The sequence below is a fragment of the Actinokineospora sp. genome, from assembly GCF_052390155.1.
Classification (GTDB): Bacteria; Actinomycetota; Actinomycetes; order Mycobacteriales; family Pseudonocardiaceae; genus Actinokineospora.
In genome coordinates this window covers 1-24,166 of sequence record NZ_JBQTHF010000065.1, presented here as the reverse complement: position 1 = coordinate 24,166, position 24,166 = coordinate 1, and the positions used below count along the sequence as shown (strand labels likewise).

Genomic DNA, 24,166 nt, shown 5'->3' with positions numbered 1-24,166 from the left:
GGCCCGGGGGGCCCCCGGGCCCCCGACCGCGTTGTTCGGCTAACCCCGAGGGGGTGGTTGTTGTTCGCCGCGCAGCTCGGCCAGCAGCTCGGTGATCGCGTGCATGATCCGCTTGGTCGCCTCGTCCAGGGACTCCCGGTCAGTGCCCGCGAGGTCGGACAGGTCGACCGGATCCCCAGTCGCGATGTCGATCGTCTTGCGCGGGAACAGCCGGGGGAATTTCGCGGTCGCGGGGAGCAGGGTGTGGGTGCCCCAGTTGACCACCGGGATCACCGGCGCGCCGGTCTCCAGCGCCACCCGTGCCACCCCGTTCTTCACCCGCGCCGACGGCCAGTGGTCGGTGTCGTCGGAGAAGCCCGCCTCGGGGAAGAACATCACGCACTCGCCACGCCGCACCGCGTCAACGGCCCCGTGGTAGGCATCGCGCGCCTGAGCCGTACCCCGCGCGACGGGAATGTGCCCACCGCCCGCGAGAACCTTGCCGACCAGCGGAATACGCCACAGGCTCGCCTTGGCCAGGTAGCGCGGGATCCGCCCGGCGGCCAGCGTGAACGCGGTGACCGTGACCGGGTCGGCGAAGGACAGATGGTTGGAGGCGATCACGACGCCGCCCTGCTTGGGCACCTGCTCGCCGCCCCGGAAGCGCAGCCGGGTGAAGATCGCGAGCAACGGCCAGATGATGTCGATGGCCAGGCTGAACCAGAACCCCCTGCCGCGCCGGGGCACCCGGAACATCAGAGTGATCGCCCGCCACGTGCTCATCGGTCTGTCGCTCACAACTGAATCTTCGGCCACGACCCGTCCAAGGGATTGGTCGCCCCACCCAAGCTTCACGTCAACAAGATCAGCCACACCCGCCCAAGAAATCCCATAACGGACATTTCGCCTGACTCCTGTAAGGACATCCCCCACCCGTCCCAAGGGGGCTCGGCCCTGCTCCAGTCTATCGGCTGTGGCTGGGGAGGCCAGTGTGGTGACGTTTGCTGTGGATGAATGTGCGGTATGGGGACAACTCGGGGCGGAGGGGAGAATGCGCGGGTGGAAACCGAGAGCGAACGGCACGGCGACGAACCGCACCGGGGTGATCTCGGGTCGCGGTTGAACTGGCTGCGGGCCGGGGTGCTGGGCGCGAACGACGGGATCATCTCGACCGCGGGGCTGGTGGTCGGCGTGGCGGGGGCGAGCGCCGATCGGACCGTGATCCTGGCCGCGGGCATCGCGGGGCTGGTGGCGGGGTCGCTGTCGATGGCGGGCGGTGAGTACGTCTCGGTGAGTACGCAGCGCGACACCGAGCGGGCGGCGCTGGCCAAGGAGGCGCGTGAGCTGCGGGAGATGCCGGAGGCCGAGGAGCGGGAGCTCGCCGAGATCTATCACGACAAGGGGCTGTCCCCCGACCTCGCCAAGCAGGTCGCGCGTGAGCTGACCGAGAACGACGCGTTGCAGGCGCATGCCGAGGCGGAGTTGCAGATCGACCCGGACAACCTGACGAGTCCGATGCAGGCCGCGCGGGCGTCGTTCGTGGCGTTCGCGGTGGGGGCGGTGATCCCGTTGGCGGCTATCGCGCTGCCGCCCGTGGGCGCGCGGGTGTGGACCTGTGTGGTGGCTGTCGCCCTTGGCCTTGCGCTTACCGGGACGGTCAGCGCGCGGCTCGGGAAGGCGCCTATCGGGCAGGCGATAGCACGGAATGTGCTGGTGGGGGCCCTGGCGATGGTGGTCACCTACTACGTGGGCGTGCTCTTCGGCGTCACGGTCGGGTGACCACTAAGCTGACCACAGGTGCGCCGGGAAGTCTGGTCGGCAGCAGTATCGAGCTGTCCGCCCGATCCCAGGAGCACCCTTGTCACATCGCCGCAAGGCACGCGCGCCGAAGGCAGTCGCCGAGTTCGCCCGCTATCTGCGCACCGAGACCGTCGGCGGCATGGTCCTCCTCGCGGGTACCGCGATCGCGCTGCTCTGGGCCAATTCGTCGGTCAGCGGGTCATACGCGGCACTGCGCGACGCCGAGGTCGGGCCGCACGTCTTGCACCTCAACCTGACTGTGGGCGACTGGGCGAAGGACGGCCTGCTCGCGCTGTTCTTCTTCGTCGCGGGCCTGGAACTGAAGCGCGAACTGGTGAGCGGCGAGTTGTCGAGGCTCAAGGCGGCGCTGCTGCCGGTGATCGCGGCGGTCGGCGGCATGGTGGTTCCCGCGATCGTCGCGGTATCGGTGGCGTGGGGTGATCCGCGCGCGGGTGCGGTGTGGGCGATCCCGGTGGCCACCGACATCGCGTTCGCGCTCGGCGTACTGGCGCTGACCGGCACGGGGATGCCGAGCAGCGCCCGGGTGTTCCTGCTGAGCCTGGCCGTGGTCGACGACCTGGGCGCGATCCTGATCATCGCCGTGGTGTTCGCTGGCACGATCAACCTCGTCGCGCTGGCCGCGGCGGCGACACTGCTCGCGCTGTACTGGTACCTGCAGCACAAGCGGGTCACCTCGGTGTGGCTGTACGTCCCGCTCGCGGTGGCGGTGTGGGTCGCGGTGCACTCGTCGGGCATTCACGCGACCGTGGCAGGCGTGGCGCTGGGGCTGCTGACCAGGGTGAAACGCGACCCCCGCGAGAAGGAGTCGCCCGGGCTGCGGCTGGAGCACCGGCTGCAGCCGTGGTCGGCCGGGTTCGCGGTGCCGGTGTTCGCGCTGTTCGCCGCGGGTGTCCCGGTGAACGGCGCCGCCCTGAGCGCGCTGGCCACCGACCGGATGGCGCTCGCCGTGATGATCGGACTCGTCGTGGGCAAGTTCGTCGGCATCGTGGGGTCGGCGCTGCTCGCCGTGCGGTTGAAGGTGGCGGTGCTACCCGAGGGGCTGGGCAGACGCGATCTGGCGGCGGTGGCGATGCTCGGCGGCGTCGGTTTCACGGTGAGTCTGCTGATCGCCGACCTGTCCCTGGACGCCGCCGACGCCGAACTGGCCAAGGCCGCGGTGCTTGTCGCGTCGGCGGTGGCCTCGCTGCTGGCCGCCGCGATGCTGGTGCGCCGGAGCAAGGTCCACCAGGAGGACTGACGAGAATCACCGCCCGGGCAGCCCCCGGCAGCCGAGCATGGCACGATGTCGCAGGTGACCAGCGCGCACGGAAACGGAGACCGCGACGGATCGGGCCTGCCCCGGGTGCCGTCGATTCCCCTGACGGACGACCGGGCGGTCGCGGCCATGGGCGACCAGTCCCTCGGGAACCTGGTCAAGGACGCCACGACCCATCTGTCCACTTTGGTCAGAGCCGAGGTCGAGCTGGCGAAGTCGGAGGTCACCGGCGAGATCAAGAAGGCGCTCAAGGGCAGCATCTTCTTCGTCATCGCCCTGGTGGTGGTGCTCTACAGCTCGTTCTTCCTGTTCTTCGCGCTCGCGGAGCTGCTGGCCGACATCGGCCTGGTCCGCTCGGCCGCGTTCGGCATCGTGTTCGGCCTGATGCTGCTGCTCGCCGGGCTGTTCGGGTTCCTTGGCTGGCGCAAGGTGCGGTCGATCCGGTCGCCCGAGCGCACGATCAGCAGCTTCAAGGACACAGCCGCGGCACTGACCCACCGGGGTGAGCACAACGGTCACGCGCCCGCCCGCAGTTCCTGACCTTCCGCTGAGCAGCGCCGTGCGTTCCCGTCCCGACCCCTCCACCGTCCGGGTCGACGGGCCATGGGCGCACCGGGACGTGTACGCGAACGGCATCCGGCTGCACGTGGCCGAGACCGGCGAAGGGCCGCTGGTCCTGCTGCTGCACGGGTTCGCCGAGTTCTGGTGGACCTGGCGACACCAGTTGACCGCCCTCGGCGACGCGGGCTACCGCGCTATCGCCGTCGACCTACGCGGCTATGGCGACTCCGACAAGCCACCGCGCGGCTACGACGCCTGGACGCTCGCCGGTGACGTCGCGGGCCTGGTCAAGTCGTTGGGCGAGGACCGCGCGCACCTCGTCGGGCACGGCTGGGGCGGGCTGCTGGCCTGGACCGTCGCCGGTCTGCACCCGCGTGTCGTGCACTCGGTGAGCGCACTGTCCGCGCCGCACCCGCTGGCGCTGCGCAGCCAGATCCGCCGCACCGCGCTGCGCAGGCGCCCGAACAACCAGGCGCGCGCCCTGGGCCACGTGTTCCGGGCGCAGCTCCCCCTGGCCCCGGAACGCTGGCTCACCCGCGACGGCGCGACGACGGTCGAGGCGCTGGTCCGAGCCTGGTCCGGTCCACAATGGACACAGGCGCCGGAGTTCGCCGACACCGTGGCCCGCTACCGGCGCGCCGTTCTCGTCCCGGGCGCCGCGCACAGTGCGCTGGAGTACTACCGCTGGGCGCTGCGGTCGCAGGTGCGCAGCGAGGGCAGGCGATTCGGCGAGGCCATGGCGCGCAAGATCGAGGCGCCGGTGCTGCAGCTCTACGGGGTCGACGACCCGTGCATCCTGGCGCGCACCCGAGACGCGTCCGGCCCGTGGCTCGGCGGACGCGCGGAGAAGCACGTCCTGCCCGCCATCGGCCACTTTCCACACGAAGAGGCGCCCGCCGCGACCAACGCGCTGCTCACCGCGTTCCTCAAGAACTAGTGGTCACGACCGCTAGCTCGCACAGCGCCCGGTGGCCACCTGGGCGGTCATCGACGGGGCACGGCCGACCTCGTCGCGGACTTCGGCGGCGGTGAGGGCGAACCCGGTTTCCGAGTTGTCCACAGCCGCGCCGAACACTACGCCGATGACCTCGCCGTTGGTGTCGACCAGCGGGCCGCCGGAGTTGCCGCTGAGCACCTTGGACCGCAGCGTGAACACGTCCCGGTTGACCGTGGCCGAGTCGTAGATGTCCGGGCCGCGCAGGGGAATCCGGTCGCGCACCCGCGCGGGTGACGCGGTGTACGGGCCGTCGAGCGGGTAGCCGAGGACGATGCCGTCCTGGCCGCTGGTGGCATCCGACGGGGCGAACGGCAGCGGGGTGGCGGTGAGTCCGGGGACGTCCAGGATGGCCACGTCGGTCTGCGGGTCGTAGTGCACGACGCGGGCGGTCAGGTTCCGGTCGCCGGACTCCACCGACACCTCGTCGGTGCCGGCCACCACGTGCGCGTTGGTCATCACCCGCCGGGGCGCGATGACGAACCCGCTGCCCTCCAGCGCCCGCTCGCACGACGGCGCCTTGGCGTTGATCTTGAGCACGCTCGTCCGCACCCGTTGGACGACCTCGCTGGCCTGCAACGCCGGGTCCGGCGGCTCGACCTCCTTGTTCGGCGTCCGGTTGAACGGGTCGACCGCCGCCGGGAAGCCGGACACGTCGAGCAGTTGGCGCAGTTCGTCGGGCAGCCCGCGGGCGGCCTGCGGCATGACCTCGTTGACGCCGCCGAGCACCGCCGAGTTGTTGATCGCCGACGCCAGCCCGGGCAGGCCGCCGACCGAGGTCAACGGCAGCGCGATAAGCCACGACACCACGAACACGACGGCGCCCTGCACGATGGCGCCGAACGCGCTGTCGACCCCGGCCAGCTTCGGCGAGGAGATCTTCTGCCGGATCGTCCGGCCGACCCACACCCCGAACGTCTCGCCGAGCGCGACCAGCAGCACGAAGATCGCGACCGCGAAGGCCACCCTGGTCGGCGTCGAATCGATCTGCGCCACCACCAGCGGCGCGATCTTGATGCCCGCGACCGCGCCGATCAGCACGCCGACGAACGCGGGCAGCGCGGTGATCACGCCCTGCCGCGCCCCGGAGATCGCCGCCAGCACGGCGAGCGCGACGACCAGCACGTCGACCCAGTTCACGCTCAGACCTCCGCGCCTTGAGAACCGGTGGAGCGCCACGCTACGTCAAGGTCACGCACGTCGGACGCGTCCCACGGCCGTTCCCACCCGCCCGCGGCGAGCAGCATGGTCAACAGACCCGCCGTGAATCCCCACACCAGCATGCCCGGTGCGGCGAACGCGGGCCCGACGTACCCCGACGGATGGCTCACCCGGAACCGGTTGGCCGGGTCGGCCAGGTGCGCGAGCGGCACCCGGGCCACGGCCTGGGTCTCGGCGGTGTCGACCGCCCACACGCGACTCGGTGCCGTCCACTGCGCGAGCACCGGGGTTACCTGGAATCTGGATACCGGAATGTGCAGGCTGGGCAGCAGGGCGACCGGGCGTACGCCGGACGGGTCGAGCCCGGTCTCCTCGACGGCCTCCCGCAGCGCGGTGGCCACCGGCCCGTCGTCGCTCGACTCGGCGCCGCCGCCGGGGAAGGCCACCTGCCCGGAGTGGCTGCCGCCGCTGTCGGCGCGGAGTTGGAACAGCACGTCCGGGCCGTGGCCGAGGTCGTCGCCGAGCAGGATCAGGACGGCCGCGTCCCGGGAACCCGGCCCCGGCACGGAGAACCGGGCCCACAGCACCGGGTCGATGTCGGCGGTCGCCGCGACCAGCGGACGCAGCCAGTCGGGCACGTCGGCCGGGTCCACCAGGGGTCCGTGCGGGCTCATCGGCCTCCTCCCAGATACCGGGTGACGGCCTCCCGCACCTCGTCGACGCTACGGAAGACGCGCGGCCTGCCCACGAAGTTCACTGAACCGTCCGCCGAAATGACATAAGACGCAGGCAGCGCGTCGGGAACCTTGAGCCCGCGCTCGACCGAGCCGTCCCGGTCGAGCAGGGTCGGCAGGCGCACGCCGAGGGTGCGCAGCAGGTCGAGGGCGTCCGCGGCCGGACTCTTGACCGCGAGGCCGACAACGTCGACCGAGCCCGCGTCCGCCGCGTACTCGGAAAGCACCGGCAGTTCCTCGCGACACGGCAGGCACCAGGTGGCCCATACGTTGACCAGCACGGGCCTGCCGCCCAGCGCCGCGGCCGCGTCGACCTGAACGCCGTCGGCGAGGCATTCGGCGCGCACGCCGCGCAGGGTCGCGGGGCCCGGGTCGCCGGTCGCGCACGCCACCAGGGCCGCCTCCGCGCGGGCCGCGGTCAGATCCGGCACGGGCGGCTGGGCTGCCTCCCGATCGCGCGGCCACAGCGCCACAGCGGCCGCGACCAGCAGGATCACCCCGACCAGCGCCCAGCGCGTGCGGACACTCACCCGGTCGACTTCCCCGGCCGGTAGCCCGCGCGGGTGCGCTCGGCGAGCGCGACGAGGTGCTCGGCCTCCTCGCCCTTGACCAGCTTCGCGGCCTGTACCGGATCGGTCGGGCCTGCGCCGAAGGAAGGGCAGTCGCGGGCGAGGAAACATGCCCCGCAGGCCGGTTTGCGGGCGTGGCACACGCGGCGGCCGTGGAAGATCACCCAGTGCGACAGCATGGTCCAGTCCTTGCGCGGGACCAGCGCGCCGATGGCGTGCTCGACCTTGACCGGGTCCTCCAGGTCGGTCCACTCCCACCGGCGGACGAGCCTGCCGAAGTGGGTGTCGACGGTGATGCCGGGAACGCCGAACGCGTTGCCGAGGATGACGTTGGCGGTCTTGCGGCCGATGCCGGGCAGCGTCACCAGGTCGTCGAGCTTGCCGGGCACCTCGCCGCCGTACCGCTCGACCAGGGCCGCGCCGAGACCGATCAGCGAACTGGTCTTGTTTCGGAAGAACCCGGTCGGCCGGATCATCTCCTCCAGCCCGGCGCGGTCGGCGGCGGCGTAGTCGGCGGCGGTGCGGTAGCGGGCGAACAGCGCCGGGGTGGTCTCGTTGACCCGCACGTCGGTGCACTGCGCCGACAGGATCGTGGCCACCGCCAGTTCCAGCGGCGTGGTGAAGTCCAACTCGCAGTGCGCCGCGGGATATCCCTCGGCGAGCGCGCGTGTCGTCCGGCGAACGCGGCGGGTCAGGGCGAGACTGGAGTCGCCGTCCACCGCGGCGGCTGCTCGGGGCGGGCGTCGGGTGGTCGAAGGCACCTCGCTAGCCTACGGGCCGTCGAACAACCTGAAATATGCCCCAGACGTCTACCTAGCAGACCATCGGGAACCGGAGGCGGGTCCGGGCCCGGCGAGAGAACGAGCGAGGATCGACGACCATGGCTGTCTGGTTCGTGTTCGCGGTACCCCTTGTGATCATGTTCTTCGCGCTGTTCATGGAGCGCGTGGAATCCAGGCTGCGCCACGTGGCGGTCCAGGAGACCGACGTCGAGGAGTTCCTGGAGCTGGCTCGGCCCGACGAGGTCCGGGCGCTCTACGGCCACGGGATCGGCCGTGCGCTGGAGCTGTTCCGGCTGCGCAGGCTGGGCGGGCGGGCCGCCAAGCTCCGCGGTCGCCGGGGCAGGGACTAGCGCGCTAGGGTCATCCGGCTAGGGCGATCATGGCAGTCGGACGTTCCACAACGGACGGACGGCGAGCCGCCGGGGCTTTCCCGGTCGACGCCCTACACTGTGTGCAGTGATCGGCGTCGCACCCTTTGCGGTCGCCGTGGTGGAAACAGGAGGACCGAGGTGGATGAGACCCTGGCCCGTGCGGGCATCTTCCAAGGGGTCGACCCGGCCGCGGCGCAAGCACTTGCCGAGACGCTCGAAGCCGTGGACTTCCCGCGCGGACACGTGATCTTCGCCGAGGGTGAGCCCGGGGACCGGCTGTACATCATCCAATCCGGCAAGGTGAAGCTCGGCCGCAAGTCACCCGACGGCAGGGAGAACCTGCTCGGCATCTTCGGCCCGTCCGACATGTTCGGCGAGCTGTCGATCTTCGACCCGGGTCCGCGCACATCGACCGCGACCTCGGTCACCGAGGTCCGCGCGGTCACGATGGACCGGCCCGCGCTGCGCTCGTGGATCGGCACGCGCCCCGAGATCGCCGAGCAGTTGCTCCGGGTGATTGCGCGCAGGCTGCGCCGGACCAACGGGATGCTGGCCGACCTGATCTTCACCGACGTACCCGGCCGGGTCGCCAAGGCGTTGCTGCAGCTCGCGCAGCGCTTCGGCAGCCAGGAGGCGGGGCTGCTGCGGGTCACCCACGACCTGACGCAGGAGGAGATCGCCCAGTATGTCGGGGCGTCCCGCGAGACGGTGAACAAGGCGCTAGCCGACTTCGCCCACCGCGGCTGGCTGCGGCTGGAGGGCAAGAGCGTGCTGATCCTCGACCCGGAGCGGCTCGCGCGGCGCGCCCGGTAACAACAACGCGAAAAAGGGGCCCGGTCGGCGACCGGGCCCTTTTCGCGTGCGTATGGCTTGTCGTGCGCATGGCGAGAGGCCGGGCGCCGCCCCCGACGCGGCGCACCGGCCTCTCGTTGTGCGTAGACCATCCCCCGACGGCCCACGCTCCCCGCCCTCTGGGCAGGCCCCGAAGCCGGACCCGGAGGGAACTTGTGGTTGTTCAGTTGGCGTATCGCGTTCCGCCACTCGGACGTGACGGGCGATGGATGAACCATCGCACGGACCCCTACCCTCGGTTCAAGTCCTTTCACCCTCAAGGACTCTTGGGGAGGCCGATTCGTTGCCCGGGTTCACCGGGAATCCGGGTCACTGTTACGTAACCGAGACGTACCACCGCCCGGGGTGGCACAAACCACCGAAAATTAGTGGTACGGCCGTACCAAAGTCCGGCATACTGGTACACATGTCCCACTCCGCTGGTCTCGCCGACTACCGCGCCGCCCTCACCACCCCTGGCGCCCGCGGTCCGGTGCTGGCCGCCCTGATCGGCAGGCTGCCGATCGCGATGGTGGGCCTGTCACTGCTGTTCTACGTCCAACGCACGACCGGGTCGTTCGCGATCGCCGGGCTGGTGTCCGCGGCCAGCCTGGTCGGCGTGGCGATGGGCTCGGTCGCGCAGGGCCGGATCATGGACCGCGTCGGACCGTCGCGGCCGCTGCTGGTCACCGCCGGGGCGTTCGGGCTGTTCGTCGCCGCGGGTGTGCTGGCTATCGAGGCGCTGGCGCCGACGGCGGTATTGATCGCGATCGGGCTCGGTGTCGGCGCCACCGAACCGATGATCGGGTCCGCGTCGCGCGCGATGTGGACCCGCTTCCTGCCGCCCGGCGCGGCGCGCAACGCCGCGTATGCCTACGAGGCCATCAGCATGGAGGCGTTCTTCATCCTCGGGCCCGCGCTGTCCGGCGTGCTGCTCGCGGCACCTTGGGCGGGTACCGGCGTCGTCGCGGGCGCGGCCTGCATGATCGTCGGCGGCGTCTGGTTCGCGTTGACGCCGAGCATGCGCGGGTTCCGCCCGGAGCGCGGCGAACTGGCGGGCAACGGCCTGCTCGGCGCGCTGGCAAGCCCGGGGATGCGCACGCTCGCCCTGGCCGCCATGGGCTTCGGCGTCACGATCGGGTTCATCGAGGTCGCGGTGCCCGCGGCCGCCACGAACGCGGGCAACGCGCCCGCGGGCGGCCTGCTGCTCGGGCTGTGGTCGATCAGCTCCGTGATCTTCGGCGTGCTCTACGGGGTGCGGCCCTGGCCGCGGCCGATGCACCTGCGGCTGCCCGTACTGCTCGCCGGATTCGCGCTGCTCGTCGCGCCGCTGGCCATCCCGACGTCGCTGTTCGGGTTGGCTGTCGCGCTGCTGTTGGCCGGGATGCTGATCACGCCGCAGGCCACCGCGCACTCGGCGGCGATCGAACTGGTCGCGCCGGAGGGCACGGTGACCGAGGCGTTCGGCTGGGTGATCACGGCTGTCACGCTCGGGCTAGCGCTGGGGCAGTCGGTGAGCGGGCTGCTGGTGGAGCACGTGGGCGTGTGGTCGTCGTTCCTGTCGGCAACCGCCGCGGGCCTCGCGTTCGCCGCGATCGTCTACGCGCGCCGGGGCACCGTGCGCGTGGCGCAGACGCCGGCGGCAGTCCGGGAACCAGTGCTCGCCTGACCCCTGTGGACAACTGAACGCACGTGTCGGTGATCGACGCTAGCGTCTTTCCCATGGATCTGACCGTCACCACCGCCCACCTCGCCGCCGCGGCCGCCGAGGTCGTCCGGCTTGTCCCCGGCAAGCTGGTCGACCCGGTGCTCGGCGGTCTCCTGCTCACCGCCGACGCGGACGGCGTGGTGCTGGCCGCGACCGACCGAGAACGCACCGCCCGCGCGTCCTGTGGTGCGCTCGTGCACACGGACGGGCGCGTGCTGGTGCCCGCCAAACCGCTGGCGGACACGTTGCGCGCGCTGGAGCAACCACAGGTCCGGCTCGTCGTCGAGGGCGCGCGGCTCGCGATCCGGGCCGAGGGTGCCCGGTTCGCGCTGCCGCTGCTCGATGTCGGCTTACACCCTGGCGTGGCCGAGTCGCCCGCGGTGGGCGGCACGATGTCGGGTGCGCTGCTCTCGTCGGCCCTGGCGACGGTGGCGAACACGGCGTCACGCGACGAGGCGCTGCCGATCTTCACCGGCGTCCGCATCCGGTCGGAGGGCGATCGCCTGGTGCTGCGCGCGAGCGACCGCTACCGAATGGCGATCGCGACCCTGCCATGGCACCCGGTCCAGGGCGAGGTCGACGCGTTGATCCCGGCCACGCTGCTGGCGGAAGTGGCCAAGCAGGTCAGCGGACAAGTGTCGCTGGGCGTCGACGCGAACCGGATGGGGCTGTCCTGGGGCGACACGGCCGTCACCACCGCCGTCCTCGACGGCACCTTCCTCACCGAGGCCAAGCTCGCACTGTCTGGTGTGGACACTCAGGTCGACCTCGACGCCGACGCCCTCCTCAACGCAACCCGCCGCGTGGCCCTCTACACCGACCCGCGCGGCGTCCTGCAGTTCGAGGTCGGCGACGGCGAAGTCCGCCTCCGCACCGCGGACCGGCAGACGGGCGAGGCCGAGGAGTCGGTCAAGGCCACGGTCGAGGGCGGTCGCACCAGCCCGTCCTTCCAGTCCCGCTATTTGTCCGACGCCCTGCGCCCGTTCGCGGGCACCCGGGTGCGCATGGCGATCCAGCCGGGCATGCGGGCGACGGTGCTGACGGCGGTAGAGCCCGGGGAAGTGGAGCTGCGCTACATCCTCATGCCGATGCTGCCCCCGAAAACCTGACGCGCGCGGCTGGCGTGATCACGGCCAGGCCAACCAGAGCAGCCACCGATCGCGGCCAAGCCCAACCAACCAGAGGAGCAACCTATCGACCCGAATCAACCCAGCTGAGCTGGATCATTGCCACGGGGCAAGCACAGCGCCAGTAGCGCGGGCGACGGTGCGTCAGGTCGTGGCGCGGAGGCGGTCGAGGCCGCGCAGGACCTCGGACCGGTTCTTCGCGGACTTCAGCCAGGCGGGCAACTTGGCGACCATGGTCATCCGACGGTGCCAGCCGGTCCGCGGATGGGACCGCTCGCGAAGGTCTGCTGCGACGTAGGACCGCAGGTAGTCCAGGTGCCGGAGGTTGAAAGCCCACAGCACCTGACCACAGCAGTCGGCCTGCAGCCACAGTCGGCACTGGAAGTAGGGGTCTCGCACGGTCCCGACCCACTCGTGGCCGTACCGGGACTTGCGCTCCCCCGCGACCTCGTCGGTGACATGACCGCAGGCGGCGCAGCTCAACCGGCGCCTCCCGAAGAACCCCGACCGCGACGGCGGGTCGGCAGGCCGAGCCACCACTTTGGCGCACGCGTCGCACCGAGGGCAATGCACCAACACCTCATCGGCGTCGGACAGGAAGCTCCACGCGATGACCTGCTGATCACGGAACCGACTCGGCAGATCGGAGCTGCCGCTACCCACCCGTCCTCCTCTATCGATGCGGTCCCGGGGCACAGGCCCCTCCCACCCGAGGGAGTCCCGCACCTGCGCCACTGCGCCCGTAGCGACGCAGGAGACTCTCCTGGCAACAGGTCCGCATTTCAAGGCTGTTTCAGGAGAGGCCCCACCAACCCGTTCCGTCGCTGGCCGGCGACGGAACGGGGCAAGCCGCGGGTGGGTCCGCCGCGGGAGCTGGGTCAAGCGTGGCAGTGATGGGAGCGGGTCAGCCACGGGGCGGTCAGTCGTGTCCGGTCAGCCACGGAGCGGGTCAGTCGTGGCGGTCAGTCGTGGGCGCGGAGGTAGTCGAGTTGGGCGTGGACCGACCACTCGGCGGGGGCCCATAGGGACTTGTCGACATCGGCGTACACGATCTCCACCACCTGCCTCGGGGTGGCGTCCTGGCCCAGCACCGCCAGCGCGGCGCGGATCTGGTCGAGGCGCTGTTCGCGGTGGGATAGGTACTCGGCGGCCACGGTGGCCAGGTCCGGCAGGTCCGGGCCGTGGCCGGGGAGCACCGCCGCACCCGCTGGACGGCAGGCGAGCGCGCGCAGCGAGTCCAGGTACTGGCCTAGTCGACCGTCCGGGGGTGCGATCACGGTGGTACCGCGGCCGAGCACGGTGTCCCCGGTCAGCACGGCCGCCTGATCCCCGTACTCGACAGCGAGGCAGACGGAGTCCGCGGTGTGGCCGGGGGTGTGCAGCACCGCCAGCTCCAGCCCCGCCAACGCCACCGTCTCCCCGTGCCGCAGCGGGCCGTCGTCCTGGCACAGGGCCGGGTCGAAGGCGCGGACCGGCGCACCCGAGCGGCGGGCGAGCCACGATGCGCCCTGGACGTGGTCCGCGTGGTGGTGGGTGATCAGGATGGCCTCGACGGTGCCCGCTGCCGCCAACACGCGCTCCAGGTGGGGCTCGTCGGCGTCGCCTGGGTCTACTACGACGGTGGTGGGGGAGCCGGGGGCGCGCAGCAGCCAGGTGTTGGTGCCGTCGAGCGTCATGATGCTCGGGTTGTCCTCCAACAGCACCGAGGCGAACGGGGTGACCTCGCGGACGACTCCGTAGGCCGGGTGGGTCATCGGTGCTCCAGGCGGTCGTCGGGTCGGGCGTCGAGGTGGTTGGCGGCGGTGGCGTAGGCCGGGTCGCCTGGCATGACCACGCGCAGGCGGGTGCCGTCGCGGATCACCTTGGGGATGATCTTGTCGATGGTGCGTTCGGCGGCCATCGCGGCGGCAACCGACCCGTGCTCATGGAGTTCGGCGAGGACCGTCCAGGTAGGCGGCAGCAGGCCGCGACGGCCCTGCTTCCATTCATCGATGGCGTCGGCGGGGAGCTGCCAGGCGACGTCCGCGGCCTCCGTGGTGGCCCCGTCGGCGCGCTGGCCGACCGGCATGGCGGCGAGGAAGAACCGGGTGTCGTAGCGGCGCGGCTCCTCGGCGGGCGTCACCCAGTTCGACCACGGGCGCAACAGGTCCGCGCGGAGCACGAGCCGGTTGTCGGCGAGGAACTGGGCGAACGACAGCTTCCGGTCGACCAACTCCTGACGGGCGTCGTGGAAGGGGCGGGCGTCGGAGACGACGCTGTCCGCGTCCGGGCCCGCGAGCAGCACCCCGGACTCCTCGAACGTCTCCCGCACCGCCGCGCACACCAGGGCGCGGGCCAGCGCGGGCGCGCAGCCGAACCGCCCGGCCCACCAGTCCGGGCCGGGACCGTGCCAGGCCACCGTGGCATCGGCGTCGCGGCGGTCGACGCCGCCGCCCGGGAACACGGTCATCCCGCCCGCGAACGCCATCCCGACGACCCGGCGCAGCAGGAACACCTCCAGGCCCGGCGCGGCGTCGCGGACGAGCATCACGGTCGCCGCGTCCTTGGGAACCACGGGCGGGTCCGGCAGCTCGGCGGGCAGGAAATCCGCGGGCAGGTCCAGTTCCTCGGGCAGCTCGGGCACGCCGCCGACCCTACGCGGCGACGACCTCCGCGGAGCAGGAGCCCGCTGCCACCAGCCAGTGGTGGGTGGGGTGGATGCGCTCGGCGAAATACCGGTCGTGGGTGACCACGACGAGGGTGCCGCGGAACCGCGCAGCGCCTCCTCCACCACGTCGAGCGAGTCGAAGTCGAGGTGGTTGGTCGGCTCGTCGAGCAGCAGCAACTCGGCGCCGGAGTTTGACCAGGCAGGCGACCAGCAGCCTGCGGATCTCCCCCGGGGAGAACTGGTGCAGCGGCTTGCGGATGGCGTCGGCGTCGAACAGGTAGCTGCGCTTCGGCGTCCTCCTCGTACAGCGGCAACTGCCCGCGCAGGTACCCGATCGGACTGGTGCCCATCGGCAGCCGGTCGTGGACCTGCGGCAGATAACCCGCGCGCCCCAACACTTCCACGGTCCCGCCGGACGGCGACAGCTCGCCGCTGAGCGCGCGCAGCAGTGTGCTCTTGCCGCCCCGGGTAGTCGGCGAGGTAGCCGCCGAGCCAGTCGGTGCCCGCGGCGTCGAGGTGATTCGTCGGCTCGTCGAGCAGGAGCACCCCGGGCTCGCGCAGCAGCAGCCGGGCGAGCAGGAGGGAGGTGGGCAAGAGCGGGCCTCCTGGAGCCACAGACGGATGCGGCACGCACTCACAGGTGCGGCGCGAGGTCGACGTCTCGTGCTCTCAGTTGCCCATGGGTCAAGGATGGCGACCGGGGCGCGGGCGCGCAATCGAATTACCGGCAGGATGGTGCCCATGGGTGCGAAGACGCTGCGGTTCGGGCTGGTGGGTGCGGGGCCGTGGGCCCGGTCGGTGCACGCGCCGGGCCTGACGAACCACCCGGCCACCGAGTTGACCGCGATGTGGGCCCGGCGCCCGGACGCCGCCGCCGAGCTGGGCGTCCCGGTCGCCCGCGACTTCGACGCGCTGCTGGCCGAGGTGGACGCGGTGGCGTTCGCCGTACCGCCCGCGGTGCAGGCCGAGCTGGCCCCGCGCGCGGCCGCGGCGGGCAAGCACGTGCTGTTGGAGAAGCCGATCGCGGCGACCGTCGCCGACGCCGAGCGGGTGGCCGACGCGGTCAGGGCGGCGGGGGTGGTGTCGCTGGTGGTGTTCATCCGCCGGTTCGCCGAGGAGACCGTCGACTGGCTCGATGACGTGCGCCGACTCGGCGGCTGGTCGGGGGCGAGCGCCCGGTGGCTGTCCGGGGCGCTGCTCGGCGGGGAGTACTCGGAGTCGCCGTGGCGGCACGAGAGCGGCGCGCTCGCCGACATCGGCCCGCACGTGCTCGACCTGCTCGACGCCGCGCTGGGCCCGATCGTCGAGGTGCTCGCCGCCCACCGGGGCGAGCCCGACCTGTGGCACCTGGTGCTGCGGCACGAGGGCGGGGCGACCAGCACGGTGACCCTGTCGATGGGGCTGCCGATGCGCCCGACCGTCATCGAACTGTCGGTCTACGGCGACCACGGCTACCGCGAGCTGGTCGGCCGCGCGACACCGGCGCGGGACTCCTACGCGGCGCTGCTGGACGAGTTCACCGGCCTGGTCCGCGCCGGTCGCACCGAGCATCCGCTCGACGTCCGGCGCGGCCTGCACATCCAGCACTTGCTGGCCGCGGTGGAGCGGAAGATCAGCCAGTCTTAGGGACGCGAGTCCGGCGGCTGCAATGGCATCCCGTTGACCATGGTGGAGCTGTTCGCCTCGTGCCAGTCGAAGGGGACGCTGGGGCCGCCCGGTTCGGCCTGCCAGCCGGCCTGCGGGGTGCCGTCGGTCTGTTCGCGCCGGGCCAGTTCCTCCTGGAGTTGGCGCAGCAGGTCGAGTTCCTGGTCGTTGAGCGACTCGTCGGCGGACTTCGGCGGCTCCTGCATCCAGGACGCCGAGGGCGGCTCCGGCACGACGGGGGCAACCGGCAGGACGGGAACGACCGGCATCGGCTCGGCGGCACGGCGCTCGGCTCGGGAGACTGGCGCGGGCTTGGCCGGCGCGGACTCCGGTTTGGCAGGCGGCGAATTCGGCGGCACCGGGCGACCCAGCGGCACCTCGGCGGCGTAGCGCATCGCGGTGTGGTGGTAGTCGCTCGGCTCGGTGCCGTCGCGCAGGACCTCGACGGACGCGGTGAGACCGGCGCGGCGCAGCGCGTGCTCCACCCGGAAGGCCGTGGCAGGCGCGAAACCCGCGGGACCGACGCCGATCAGCACGACCCGGTGCGGCACCGGACCGGTCGCGGCGCCCGCAGGCGTCAGCCGCCATACCGCCCACGCCGCCCGGATGTCGGGCAGCACGTCGAGGACGCGGCTGGCCGCCTCGGCCACACCCTGCTCGGCGCCGACACCGTCGATCTTGCCAGCGATGAACCGGTGCCGGGTGACGGCCTCGTGTTCGGCGACCACGAGCCGCTCGACCACGGCCGGGTCGCAGTGCACCGAAAGGACCAGCTCCAGTAACTGTGCGTGCTCGTCCGCGCTGACCGCGATCGGGCCTGCGGCGAGGCAACCGACCAGCAGTTCCAACGCGCGGTCGACCTCGGTGGAGGCCAGCAGTTCCCGCGCGTCGGCCAGCGCGTCGTCGTCGAGCCTGCCCGCGAGAGCGAGCAGGAGATCGTGCACCCGGACCGGCAGCGCCACCCCCGGCCAAGCGGCACCCTTGCCTGCGGCGACCTGCGTCACGATCTGTTCCTCCGACTCGTCCTTGCGCTAACTGGGAACCAGGTGCCCCTGCCCTACCAGGGGTTCCGACGCCGTGAGCGCGGCCCGGTGGTACTTCGGCAGGTCGAATCCCTGCGGCAGGACCTCGACCGCGGGCTCGTACGTGCCCAGGGCGCGCAGCACCCGCTGCAGCTCCCCGGTCAGCCGTGCACCGTCGCCGGTGGTGGTGACCAGCACGACCCTGGTTGCCGAGCCGGTCGCCGACCGGTGGTGGCGCCAGCTCGACCGCGCCTCGACCACCTCTGGCCGACCGCGCAGCATCGCGCCGAGCACCACCCCGATCGAGTCACCCAAGCTCACCCATTCGGGCGACTCTGCGGAGAAGGTGTAGTCGACTTCGGGGATTTCGTCCAGCCATGAGACCGCATTGAGCCGCTCGGGATCGGCTCCCGCGGGCAGCAGCGCGGCGGTGAGCAGCCTGGACTCCTCCGGCGTGATCCCGACCCGCTCGCGCAGCAAAGTGAGCGGGAGCGCCCGCGCGACCGCGTCGATGGCACCTGCCGAGAGCCAGTCGCGCAGGCGCCACAGCTCGCGGCCGCCGAGCCTGCCCGCGAACCTGAGCAGCAAGTCGTGACAGTGCGCGATCGAGCTCATGCGACCTCCTCGCTGACGCTCGTCGCGGGCAATCGCACCAACCCTGTGTTGACTGACTCGCTCGCAAACTCGCTCATGCGACCTCCACCACCAGTTCCACCTCGACCGGCACCCCCAGCGGCAACTCGGCGACGCCGACCGCGGAGCGTGCGTGCAGACCCTGCTCGCCGAACACCTCGGTCAGCAGGTCGGAAGCGCCGTTGACGACCGCGGGCTGCCCGGTGAACCCCTCGGCGGAAGCCACGAAGCCGACCACCTTGACCACCCGGACGACGGCGTCGATGCCCACCAGACCGTCGACCGCGGCGAGCGCGTTGAGCGCGCACACGCGGGCGAGCTGCTGGGCCTCCTCGGGGCTGATCTCGCTGCCGACCTTGCCGGTGGCCGCGAGCGCGCCGTCGACCAGTGGGATCTGGCCCGCGGTGAACACCAGCGAACCGGTGCGGACGGCCGGGACGTAGGAGCCCGCCGGAGTGGCCACGGGCGGCAGTTCGATGCCCAGCTCGGCGAGTCGGTCGCGCCAGCTCATCAGACCCCCCTGGGACGCTTGAGGTAGGCGACCAACTGCTCACCGGTCGGGCCGGGCAGCACGGTGACCAACTCCCAGCCGTCCTCACCCCACTGGTCGAGGATCTGCTTGGTCGCGTGGATCAGCAGTGGCACGGTGGCGTACTCCCACTTCGTCATGACGGGCAGCCTAGAGGCTGCGTCGAGCAGGGCTGGGTACGGTGGCGGGGTGGAAGCCTGGCGACTGATCGCGACCGCGCTGCTCGGCGTGAGCGGGCTGGTCCTGGTGCTGGTCACGATGGCCAAGGTGCGCGACCGGGCCAACGCGCACGGGCCGGTGGCGCTGTCCGGGGCGATCTCGTTCACCCTGCTGGCGCTGCTGTGCGTGCTGACGCTGACGGTGTTCGCCCCGGTGTTCGTGTGGGGCGCGGTGATCCTGGTGGGCACCACGGCGGCCGTGATGTTGGTCGCCGGGTGACCCGGTCGGGCGGCGGAGTCCGTAACGCGGCATTTACGCTGAATCCGTGACCACTCCCGTCGTCGGCTGGACCGAGCAGATCGCCCGCGCCCGGCTGCACGTGGTCACCGGCAAGGGCGGCACGGGCAAGACGACCGTCGCGGCCGCGCTCGCGCTGGCCCTGGCGACCGGCGGCAGGCGGGTGCTGCTCATCGAGGTCGAGGGCAGGCAGGGCATCGCCCAGGTGTTCGACACCCAGCCGCTGCCGTACTCCGAGGAGCGCGTCGCGTCGGCGCCGAGCGGGGGCGAGGTCCGCGCGCTGCACATCGACGTGGAGGCGGCGCTGTTGGAGTACCTCGCGATGTTCTACAACCTGGGGTTCGCGGGCCGCACGCTGCGCAAGATGGGCGCCATCGAGTTCGCCACCACGCTCGCGCCCGGCCTGCGCGACGTGCTGCTCACCGGCAAGATCAAGGAGTGCGTCACCCGCACGGACGACAAGGGCAGGCACTGCTACGACGCCGTCGTGGTCGACGCGCCGCCCACCGGTCGGATAGTGAAATTCCTCGACGTCACCAAAGCCATGGCCGACCTGGCGAAGGTCGGTCCGATCAAGGGCCAGAGCGACGGCGTGGTGCGGCTGCTGCACTCCGGCGACACGGCCGTGCACCTGGTCACCCTGCTGGAGGAGATGCCGGTGCGGGAGACCGTCGAGGCCATCGAGGAACTCGACGGCGCCGACCTGCGACCCGGCGCGATCATCCTCAACCGGGTCCGCCCGCCCCGGTTGCCCACCCGGTCGATCACCGCCGCCGCCGACGGCCGCGTGGACTCGACCCGAATCCGCAACGGCCTGTCCTCCGCCGGGCTGGCGCTGTCCGAGGCCGACGTGGACGGCCTGGTCGCCGAGACCGTCGAGCACGCGATCCGGGTGCAGGCCGAGCGGCGCGCCCGAGTCCAGCTCGCCGAGGTCGACCTGCCCGCGGTGGAACTGCCCGACCAGGTCGACGGCATCGACACGGCTGCGCTGTACGAGCTGGCCGAGACCCTGATCGACCAGGGGGCGCGGTGAGTACCCTCGACATCGACGCGCTGATCGACAACCCGGAGACGCACGTCATCGTGTGCTGCGGGTCCGGTGGCGTCGGCAAGACCACCACCGCGGCGGCGCTCGCGGTGCGCGCCGCGGAGCGCGGCCGCAAGACGGTGGTACTGACCATCGACCCGGCGCGCAGGCTGGCCCAGGCGCTGGGCCTGGAGGAGTTGGGCAACACCCCGCGCCAGGTCGCCGTCGACGGCTTCGAGCCCGCGGGCTCGCTGAGCGCGATGATGCTCGACATGCGCCGCACCTTCGACGACATGGTGCTGGCGCACGCGGGCGAGAAGCGCGCGCAGGAGGTGCTGGCCAACCCGTTCTACAAGACGATCTCGTCGTCGTTCTCCGGCACCCAGGAGTACATGGCGATGGAGAAGCTGGGCCAACTCGCCGCCGAGGGGAGTTGGGACCTGATCATCGTCGACACGCCGCCGTCGCGGTCCGCGCTGGACTTCCTCGACGCGCCGCAGCGGCTGTCCACCGCGCTCGACGGCCGCATGATCAAGCTGCTGACCGGGCCCGCGCGCGCGGGCGGCTGGGGTATCCGCAAGGTGGTCAGCGCCGGGTTCGGCCTGTTCGCCAAGGCCGTGTCCACGATCGTGGGCGGCCAACTGCTGGCCGACGCGTCGGCGTTCGTGCAGGCGTTCGACGGCATGTTCGGCGGGTTCCGCGAGCGGGCCCGCAAGACCTACCAGCTCCTGCGGTCCAACGGCACCGCGTTCATCGTGGTGGCCGCGCCGGAACCGGACGCGCTGCGGGAGGCGAGCTACTTCGTCGAGCGGCTGGCGACGGAGACGATGCCGCTCGCCGGGCTCGTGGTGAACCGCACGCACCCCGTGCTGGCCACGCTGCCCGCCGCCAAGGCGCTCACGGCGGCCGAGAACCTGGAGACCTCCGGCGAGGCGCCATTGGCCGCCGCCGTGCTGCGGCTGCACGCCGACCGGGTGGCCCTGGCGCAGCGGGAGCGCAGGCTGATCACCCGGTTCACCAAGGCGCACCCGTCGGTGCCGCTGGCGCACGTGCCCGCGATGCCAGCCGACGTGCACGACCTGGCCGGGCTGCGGCAGATCGGCGACCGGCTCGGGACATGACGACGACCCGCGTCGGTGGACGCGGGTCTTGCTCAGCGGCGCTGCTCAGCCGACACGGATGTCTTCGTCGTCGTAGCTGTGTCTGCGCCGGGCGTTGTCGAGCAGTTCGCGCCAGGACTCCACGTCCGGCCTGCGGCGCAGCAGCGCCCGGCGCTCACGCTCGGTCATACCGCCCCACACGCCGAACTCGATCCGGTTGTCCAGCGCCTCGGCGAGGCACTCCGTGCGGACCGGGCACGCGATGCACAGCAGCTTGGCCTTGCGCTGCTCGGCGCCCCGGACGAAGAGACCGTCCGGGTCCTCGTCCCGGCACGTCGCGCGTACCCGCCAATCGACCTGCTTTTCGAGCTGCATATCCCCCACCCCTGTCGTCGTCGCGACCCTGAACCGATACCCCCCGGTATCGGATGTCTCCCGGCCCGGCCATCGATCGGCCCGGCTGTTCGACTGTCGTGAGACGTTGACGAACTTTAGTAGGTCTCGGTTCCCTGGCGGGCACCGGGACATGAACCTGTTACAGAAAGTCAATGACCCGGGCGCACTTCACGGTGGACCGACCGGGTGACGCGTAGGCTGGCCCCCGTGCGTGTTGGAGACAGCCTGCTGAAGCTTCTCGGTCTCTGCCTGCTCGCCGGCGTGCTCGTGGCAGGCATGCTGTTCCCGATCGTGGGGGCGCTGGGGGTGGTGTCCAATCGAGCCAGTGACACGATCGACAGTGTCTCGGCCGATCTGGTCGCGACCGATCCCCCGCTGATCACCACGATCACCGACAGCGCGGGCACCCCGATCGCGTCCCTGTTCGACCAGTACCGGATCCCGGTCACGGCCGAGCAGATCTCGCCGACGATGAAGGCGGCGCTGGTCTCGGTGGAGGACCGCCGGTTCTACGAGCACAACGGCGTGGACTGGAAGGGCACCATCCGCGCCGCGATCTCCAACCAGACCGGCGGCGACGTGCAGGGCGCGTCCACCCTCACCCAGCAGTACGTCAAGAACTACCTGATCAACGTGGTCAACCGGGGCAACAAGACCGAGCAGTCCAAGGCCCAGGAGCAGACCATCGCGCGCAAGCTGCGCGAGGCGCGGATCGCCATCCAGCTCGAACAGAAGATGAGCAAGGAAGAGATCCTCACCGGCTACCTCAACGTGGTCGAGTTCGCCTACGAGGTCTACGGCATCGGCGCCGCGGCCAGCGCGTACTTCGGCACCACGCCGGACAAGCTGTCGGTCGCGCAGTCGGCGCTGCTCGCGGGCGCGGTGAACAACCCCGTGCTCTACAACCCGTGGCGCAAGCCCGCCGAGACGCTGCAGCGGCGCAACGTCGTGATCGACAAGATGGTGGAGAACCAGAAGCTCTCCCCCGATGTCGCCGAGGTCGCCAAGAAGGAGCCGCTGGGCACCCTGCCCGCGCCGAAGAAGCCCGCCGCGAACTGCGTCGGCGCCGGGCCGGAGTACGGGTTCTTCTGCCAGTACGTCTACGAGTACCTGCAGAAGATCGGGTTCACCCCGGACCAGATCCAGACCGGCGGCTACAAGATCAAGACGAGTTTCGACGCCCAGGCCACCCAGATCGCCAAGCAGGCCGCCGAGGCCGAGGTGCCCAAGACGCAGCCGGGCATCGCCAACACGATGGCGATCGTGCGCCCCGGCAAGGAGCGTCACCAGGTGCTCGCCCTCGTCGCCAACCGCGACTACGGCCTCGATGCCAACCAGGGCCAGACAACCTACGGCCTGCCCAGCCGGATCGCGAACAAGTTCGGCGCGGGCTCCATCTTCAAGATCTTCACCTCCGCCGCCTACCTGGAGAAGGGCGGCGGCATCAACAACATGATCGACGTGCCGAAGACGCACGTCTCCCAGGTGTTCGTCGGCGGCGCCAAGACCTGTCCGCGCACGCCGCGCCCCAACGACGGGGACAGCACGCTCTACTGCGTGAAGAACGCGGCCGAGTACCCGGCCAAGATGACCCTGCAGGACGCGCTCGCGCAGTCGCCGAACACCGGCTTCGTCATCCTGGAGGAGCGCGTCGGCATGGGCCCGGTGGTCGACATGGCCAGCAGGCTCGGTCTGCGCGAGACCATGGCGGCGAACAACGCGGGCACCGACCCGGACCCGAGCCGCAAGGAAGCCGAGTACCGGCTGAGCCAGTCCGACTTCTTCAAGCCGAACGAGAACAGCCCGGGCAAGGCGTCGTTCACCCTCGGCCCCGGCCCGCTGAGCACGCTGGAGCTGGCCAACGTCGGCGCGACCATCATGAGCGGCGGGGTCTGGTGCCCGCCGACGCCGCTGATCGAGGTGCTCGACCGGGACGGCAAGAAGGTCGAGATCAACGAGCAGCCGTGCGAGCAGGCTGTGGCCGAGCCGCTGGCGAACACCCTGGCGACCGGACTGAGCAAAGACGACACCAGCGGCACCGCGCGGGCGGCCGCCGGGTCGGTCGGCTGGGTCCGCCCGATGATCGGCAAGACCGGCACCACCCAGGACTTCAAGTCGGCGGGCTTCCTCGGCGCCACCCCGCAGCTCTCCGGCGCCGTGCTGACGTTCAACGACAGCCCCAAACCCCAGGGCATCTGCGACGGCGACCCGCCGCGCCTGTGTGGCACCGGCGGCAACATCTACGGCGGCAAGGTGCCCGCCCGCACGTGGTTCCAGACCATGGCGAAGCTGCACGAGGGCGCGCCCGTGGCGCCGATGCCGCCGGTCGACCCGCGCTACCTCGACGGCGGCCCGGAGATCAAGGTGCCGGACGTCATCGGCAAGAGCCAGGAGGAGGCGACTAGCGTCCTACAGAACGCGGGCTACCAGGTCGTCGCCAAAGAACGCAACGACGCCCGCAAGAAGGGCACCGTCGTCGGCCAGTCCCCCCGCGGCGCCGCGCTGGCCGGGGAGCTGATCACCATCCAGGTGAGCACCGGCTACGTCCCGCCGCCCCGCACCTCCGACGTGCCGCCGTCCGGTCCCGCGCCCGAACCGGGACCGGACCCCGGCGAGGGCAACGGCCCAGGCAACGGCGGTGGCGGGCCGGGTCCCGGTGGGCCCGGCGGCCCGGGCATCGAGCCGCCACCGATCACCATCGGCCCAGTACGACCATGACGGCGCGGCCCCCGGCGGCCCCGAGACCCGGGCCGCGCGTCGGTGACCACTGGGACGCCGCCCCGCCCGCCCCCACAGGGGGACCAGCGTGGCGGTAACCC

The 24,166-nt window shown here is 71.4% G+C and carries 26 protein-coding genes and 1 pseudogene; 13 read left to right on the top strand and 14 right to left on the bottom strand.

Annotation, left to right across the window (positions count from 1 at the left end):
* Positions 1 to 39: 39 nt before the first annotated feature.
* On the bottom strand, positions 40 to 762 hold the full coding sequence (locus ACT4N7_RS22305) for a lysophospholipid acyltransferase family protein (RefSeq protein WP_444830766.1): 723 nt from the start codon (positions 760 to 762) through the stop codon (positions 40 to 42).
* 240 nt (positions 763 to 1,002) lie between these two features.
* Between ACT4N7_RS22305 and ACT4N7_RS22300 the strand changes: the two genes are divergently transcribed.
* The 4 genes from ACT4N7_RS22300 (at position 1,003) to ACT4N7_RS22285 (ending at position 4,553) form a co-directional block, all read left to right on the top strand.
* Positions 1,003 to 1,758 carry a VIT1/CCC1 transporter family protein gene (locus ACT4N7_RS22300; RefSeq protein WP_444830764.1) on the top strand — a complete coding sequence of 252 codons (756 nt, stop codon included), beginning with the start codon at positions 1,003 to 1,005 and terminating at the stop codon, positions 1,756 to 1,758.
* Positions 1,759 to 1,837: 79 nt separating this feature from the next.
* Positions 1,838 to 3,037 (top strand): Na+/H+ antiporter NhaA, encoded by a 1,200-nt coding sequence (gene nhaA / locus ACT4N7_RS22295; protein ID WP_444830763.1) that lies wholly within the window; start codon positions 1,838 to 1,840, stop codon positions 3,035 to 3,037.
* 45 nt (positions 3,038 to 3,082) lie between these two features.
* Positions 3,083 to 3,595 carry a phage holin family protein gene (locus tag ACT4N7_RS22290; RefSeq protein ID WP_444830762.1) on the top strand — a complete coding sequence of 171 codons (513 nt, stop codon included), beginning with the start codon at positions 3,083 to 3,085 and terminating at the stop codon, positions 3,593 to 3,595.
* 19 nt (positions 3,596 to 3,614) lie between these two features.
* Complete coding sequence (locus ACT4N7_RS22285; RefSeq protein ID WP_444830761.1) at positions 3,615 to 4,553, top strand: alpha/beta fold hydrolase; 939 nt, start codon at positions 3,615 to 3,617, stop codon at positions 4,551 to 4,553.
* A gap of 12 nt (positions 4,554 to 4,565) precedes the next feature.
* Here the strand turns inward: ACT4N7_RS22285 and ACT4N7_RS22280 are convergent, their stop codons facing one another.
* From ACT4N7_RS22280 to nth, 4 genes are read right to left on the bottom strand one after another with little or no spacing between them, the layout of a single operon-like run.
* The gene (locus tag ACT4N7_RS22280; RefSeq protein WP_444830760.1) at positions 4,566 to 5,750 is read right to left on the bottom strand and encodes a MarP family serine protease; all 1,185 of its coding nucleotides are present in this window, start codon (positions 5,748 to 5,750) and stop codon (positions 4,566 to 4,568) included.
* 2 nt (positions 5,751 to 5,752) lie between these two features.
* Positions 5,753 to 6,445: an NUDIX hydrolase gene (locus ACT4N7_RS22275; protein WP_444830759.1), complete on the bottom strand. Its 693-nt coding sequence runs from the start codon at positions 6,443 to 6,445 to the stop codon at positions 5,753 to 5,755.
* Positions 6,442 to 7,035 (bottom strand): TlpA family protein disulfide reductase, encoded by a 594-nt coding sequence (locus tag ACT4N7_RS22270; RefSeq protein ID WP_444830758.1) that lies wholly within the window; start codon positions 7,033 to 7,035, stop codon positions 6,442 to 6,444. Before ACT4N7_RS22270 ends, ACT4N7_RS22275 begins: the two co-directional genes overlap by 4 nt.
* Complete coding sequence (gene nth, locus ACT4N7_RS22265; RefSeq protein WP_444830757.1) at positions 7,032 to 7,835, bottom strand: endonuclease III; 804 nt, start codon at positions 7,833 to 7,835, stop codon at positions 7,032 to 7,034. The genes ACT4N7_RS22270 and nth overlap by 4 nt, the downstream gene beginning before the upstream one ends.
* A 119-nt stretch (positions 7,836 to 7,954) precedes the next feature.
* Between nth and ACT4N7_RS22260 the strand changes: the two genes are divergently transcribed.
* The 4 genes from ACT4N7_RS22260 to dnaN all read left to right on the top strand — a co-directional run bounded on the left by ACT4N7_RS22260 (position 7,955) and on the right by dnaN (position 11,875).
* The gene (locus tag ACT4N7_RS22260; protein ID WP_444830756.1) at positions 7,955 to 8,206 is read left to right on the top strand and encodes a hypothetical protein; all 252 of its coding nucleotides are present in this window, start codon (positions 7,955 to 7,957) and stop codon (positions 8,204 to 8,206) included.
* 159 nt (positions 8,207 to 8,365) lie between these two features.
* Positions 8,366 to 9,040, top strand: coding sequence for a Crp/Fnr family transcriptional regulator (locus ACT4N7_RS22255; RefSeq protein ID WP_444830755.1), 675 nt, complete (start codon positions 8,366 to 8,368; stop codon positions 9,038 to 9,040).
* A gap of 445 nt (positions 9,041 to 9,485) precedes the next feature.
* Positions 9,486 to 10,727 (top strand): MFS transporter, encoded by a 1,242-nt coding sequence (locus ACT4N7_RS22250; protein WP_444830754.1) that lies wholly within the window; start codon positions 9,486 to 9,488, stop codon positions 10,725 to 10,727.
* 53 nt (positions 10,728 to 10,780) lie between these two features.
* A complete protein-coding gene (gene dnaN, locus ACT4N7_RS22245; RefSeq protein WP_444830753.1) occupies positions 10,781 to 11,875 on the top strand; it encodes a DNA polymerase III subunit beta in 1,095 nt (364 codons plus the stop codon).
* 162 nt (positions 11,876 to 12,037) lie between these two features.
* On the opposite strand, the gene ACT4N7_RS22240 is transcribed toward dnaN, so the two are convergent.
* The 4 genes and pseudogenes from ACT4N7_RS22240 to ACT4N7_RS22225 form a co-directional block, all read right to left on the bottom strand.
* On the bottom strand, positions 12,038 to 12,556 hold the full coding sequence (locus tag ACT4N7_RS22240; RefSeq protein WP_444830752.1) for a TFIIB-type zinc ribbon-containing protein: 519 nt from the start codon (positions 12,554 to 12,556) through the stop codon (positions 12,038 to 12,040).
* Between the two features lie 299 nt (positions 12,557 to 12,855).
* Positions 12,856 to 13,647, bottom strand: a complete 792-nt coding sequence (locus ACT4N7_RS22235) for an MBL fold metallo-hydrolase (RefSeq protein WP_444830751.1) — start codon at positions 13,645 to 13,647, stop codon at positions 12,856 to 12,858.
* On the bottom strand, positions 13,644 to 14,507 hold the full coding sequence (locus ACT4N7_RS22230) for an NUDIX hydrolase (protein WP_444830765.1): 864 nt from the start codon (positions 14,505 to 14,507) through the stop codon (positions 13,644 to 13,646). Before ACT4N7_RS22230 ends, ACT4N7_RS22235 begins: the two co-directional genes overlap by 4 nt.
* A gap of 401 nt (positions 14,508 to 14,908) precedes the next feature.
* Positions 14,909 to 15,001, bottom strand: a pseudogene (locus ACT4N7_RS22225) (ABC transporter ATP-binding protein); the annotation flags it as partial.
* Positions 15,002 to 15,281: 280 nt separating this feature from the next.
* Between ACT4N7_RS22225 and ACT4N7_RS22220 the strand changes: the two are divergent.
* Positions 15,282 to 16,166 carry a Gfo/Idh/MocA family protein gene (locus ACT4N7_RS22220; RefSeq protein ID WP_444830750.1) on the top strand — a complete coding sequence of 295 codons (885 nt, stop codon included), beginning with the start codon at positions 15,282 to 15,284 and terminating at the stop codon, positions 16,164 to 16,166.
* Here ACT4N7_RS22220 and ACT4N7_RS22215 read toward each other — a convergent pair.
* The 4 genes from ACT4N7_RS22215 to ACT4N7_RS22200 form a co-directional block, all read right to left on the bottom strand.
* The gene (locus tag ACT4N7_RS22215; protein ID WP_444830749.1) at positions 16,163 to 17,188 is read right to left on the bottom strand and encodes a hypothetical protein; all 1,026 of its coding nucleotides are present in this window, start codon (positions 17,186 to 17,188) and stop codon (positions 16,163 to 16,165) included. The genes ACT4N7_RS22220 and ACT4N7_RS22215 overlap by 4 nt on opposite strands.
* A gap of 27 nt (positions 17,189 to 17,215) precedes the next feature.
* On the bottom strand, positions 17,216 to 17,821 hold the full coding sequence (locus tag ACT4N7_RS22210; protein ID WP_444830748.1) for a hypothetical protein: 606 nt from the start codon (positions 17,819 to 17,821) through the stop codon (positions 17,216 to 17,218).
* 73 nt (positions 17,822 to 17,894) lie between these two features.
* Entirely contained in the window at positions 17,895 to 18,350 is a 456-nt protein-coding gene (locus ACT4N7_RS22205) for a RidA family protein (protein WP_444830747.1), read from the bottom strand.
* Complete coding sequence (locus ACT4N7_RS22200; protein WP_444830746.1) at positions 18,350 to 18,508, bottom strand: hypothetical protein; 159 nt, start codon at positions 18,506 to 18,508, stop codon at positions 18,350 to 18,352. Before ACT4N7_RS22200 ends, ACT4N7_RS22205 begins: the two co-directional genes overlap by 1 nt.
* Before the next feature lie 49 nt (positions 18,509 to 18,557).
* On the opposite strand from ACT4N7_RS22200, the gene ACT4N7_RS22195 reads away from it, so the two are divergent.
* From ACT4N7_RS22195 to ACT4N7_RS22185, 3 genes are read left to right on the top strand one after another with little or no spacing between them, the layout of a single operon-like run.
* Complete coding sequence (locus ACT4N7_RS22195; protein WP_444830745.1) at positions 18,558 to 18,806, top strand: hypothetical protein; 249 nt, start codon at positions 18,558 to 18,560, stop codon at positions 18,804 to 18,806.
* A 46-nt stretch (positions 18,807 to 18,852) separates the two neighbouring features.
* Complete coding sequence (locus ACT4N7_RS22190; protein ID WP_444830744.1) at positions 18,853 to 19,857, top strand: ArsA-related P-loop ATPase; 1,005 nt, start codon at positions 18,853 to 18,855, stop codon at positions 19,855 to 19,857.
* A complete protein-coding gene (locus tag ACT4N7_RS22185; RefSeq protein WP_444830743.1) occupies positions 19,854 to 20,972 on the top strand; it encodes an ArsA family ATPase in 1,119 nt (372 codons plus the stop codon). The genes ACT4N7_RS22190 and ACT4N7_RS22185 overlap by 4 nt, the downstream gene beginning before the upstream one ends.
* A 45-nt stretch (positions 20,973 to 21,017) precedes the next feature.
* Here the strand turns inward: ACT4N7_RS22185 and ACT4N7_RS22180 are convergent, their stop codons facing one another.
* Positions 21,018 to 21,326, bottom strand: a complete 309-nt coding sequence (locus tag ACT4N7_RS22180; RefSeq protein ID WP_444830742.1) for a WhiB family transcriptional regulator — start codon at positions 21,324 to 21,326, stop codon at positions 21,018 to 21,020.
* A 228-nt stretch (positions 21,327 to 21,554) separates the two neighbouring features.
* Here ACT4N7_RS22180 and ACT4N7_RS22175 point away from each other — a divergent pair, with 228 nt between their 5' ends.
* Positions 21,555 to 24,065 (top strand): transglycosylase domain-containing protein, encoded by a 2,511-nt coding sequence (locus ACT4N7_RS22175; protein WP_444830741.1) that lies wholly within the window; start codon positions 21,555 to 21,557, stop codon positions 24,063 to 24,065.
* Positions 24,066 to 24,166 lie beyond the last annotated feature (101 nt).

Bases quoted from the DNA above. Each gene is read 5' to 3' on its own strand.
- ACT4N7_RS22250 (WP_444830754.1), top strand. From the start codon at position 9,486: ATGTCCCACTCCGCTGGTCTCGCCGACTACCGCGCCGCCCTCACCACC.
- ACT4N7_RS22275 (WP_444830759.1), bottom strand. From the start codon at position 6,445: ATGAGCCCGCACGGACCCCTGGTGGACCCGGCCGACGTGCCCGACTGG.
- ACT4N7_RS22210 (WP_444830748.1), bottom strand. From the start codon at position 17,821: ATGAGCTCGATCGCGCACTGTCACGACTTGCTGCTCAGGTTCGCGGGC.
- ACT4N7_RS22220 (WP_444830750.1), top strand. From the start codon at position 15,282: ATGGGTGCGAAGACGCTGCGGTTCGGGCTGGTGGGTGCGGGGCCGTGG.
- ACT4N7_RS22205 (WP_444830747.1), bottom strand. From the start codon at position 18,350: ATGAGCTGGCGCGACCGACTCGCCGAGCTGGGCATCGAACTGCCGCCC.
- ACT4N7_RS22235 (WP_444830751.1), bottom strand. From the start codon at position 13,647: ATGACCCACCCGGCCTACGGAGTCGTCCGCGAGGTCACCCCGTTCGCC.
- ACT4N7_RS22180 (WP_444830742.1), bottom strand. From the start codon at position 21,326: ATGCAGCTCGAAAAGCAGGTCGATTGGCGGGTACGCGCGACGTGCCGG.
- ACT4N7_RS22305 (WP_444830766.1), bottom strand. From the start codon at position 762: ATGAGCACGTGGCGGGCGATCACTCTGATGTTCCGGGTGCCCCGGCGC.
- ACT4N7_RS22260 (WP_444830756.1), top strand. From the start codon at position 7,955: ATGGCTGTCTGGTTCGTGTTCGCGGTACCCCTTGTGATCATGTTCTTC.
- dnaN (WP_444830753.1), top strand. From the start codon at position 10,781: ATGGATCTGACCGTCACCACCGCCCACCTCGCCGCCGCGGCCGCCGAG.
- ACT4N7_RS22200 (WP_444830746.1), bottom strand. From the start codon at position 18,508: ATGACGAAGTGGGAGTACGCCACCGTGCCACTGCTGATCCACGCGACC.
- ACT4N7_RS22290 (WP_444830762.1), top strand. From the start codon at position 3,083: ATGTCGCAGGTGACCAGCGCGCACGGAAACGGAGACCGCGACGGATCG.
- ACT4N7_RS22300 (WP_444830764.1), top strand. From the start codon at position 1,003: ATGGGGACAACTCGGGGCGGAGGGGAGAATGCGCGGGTGGAAACCGAG.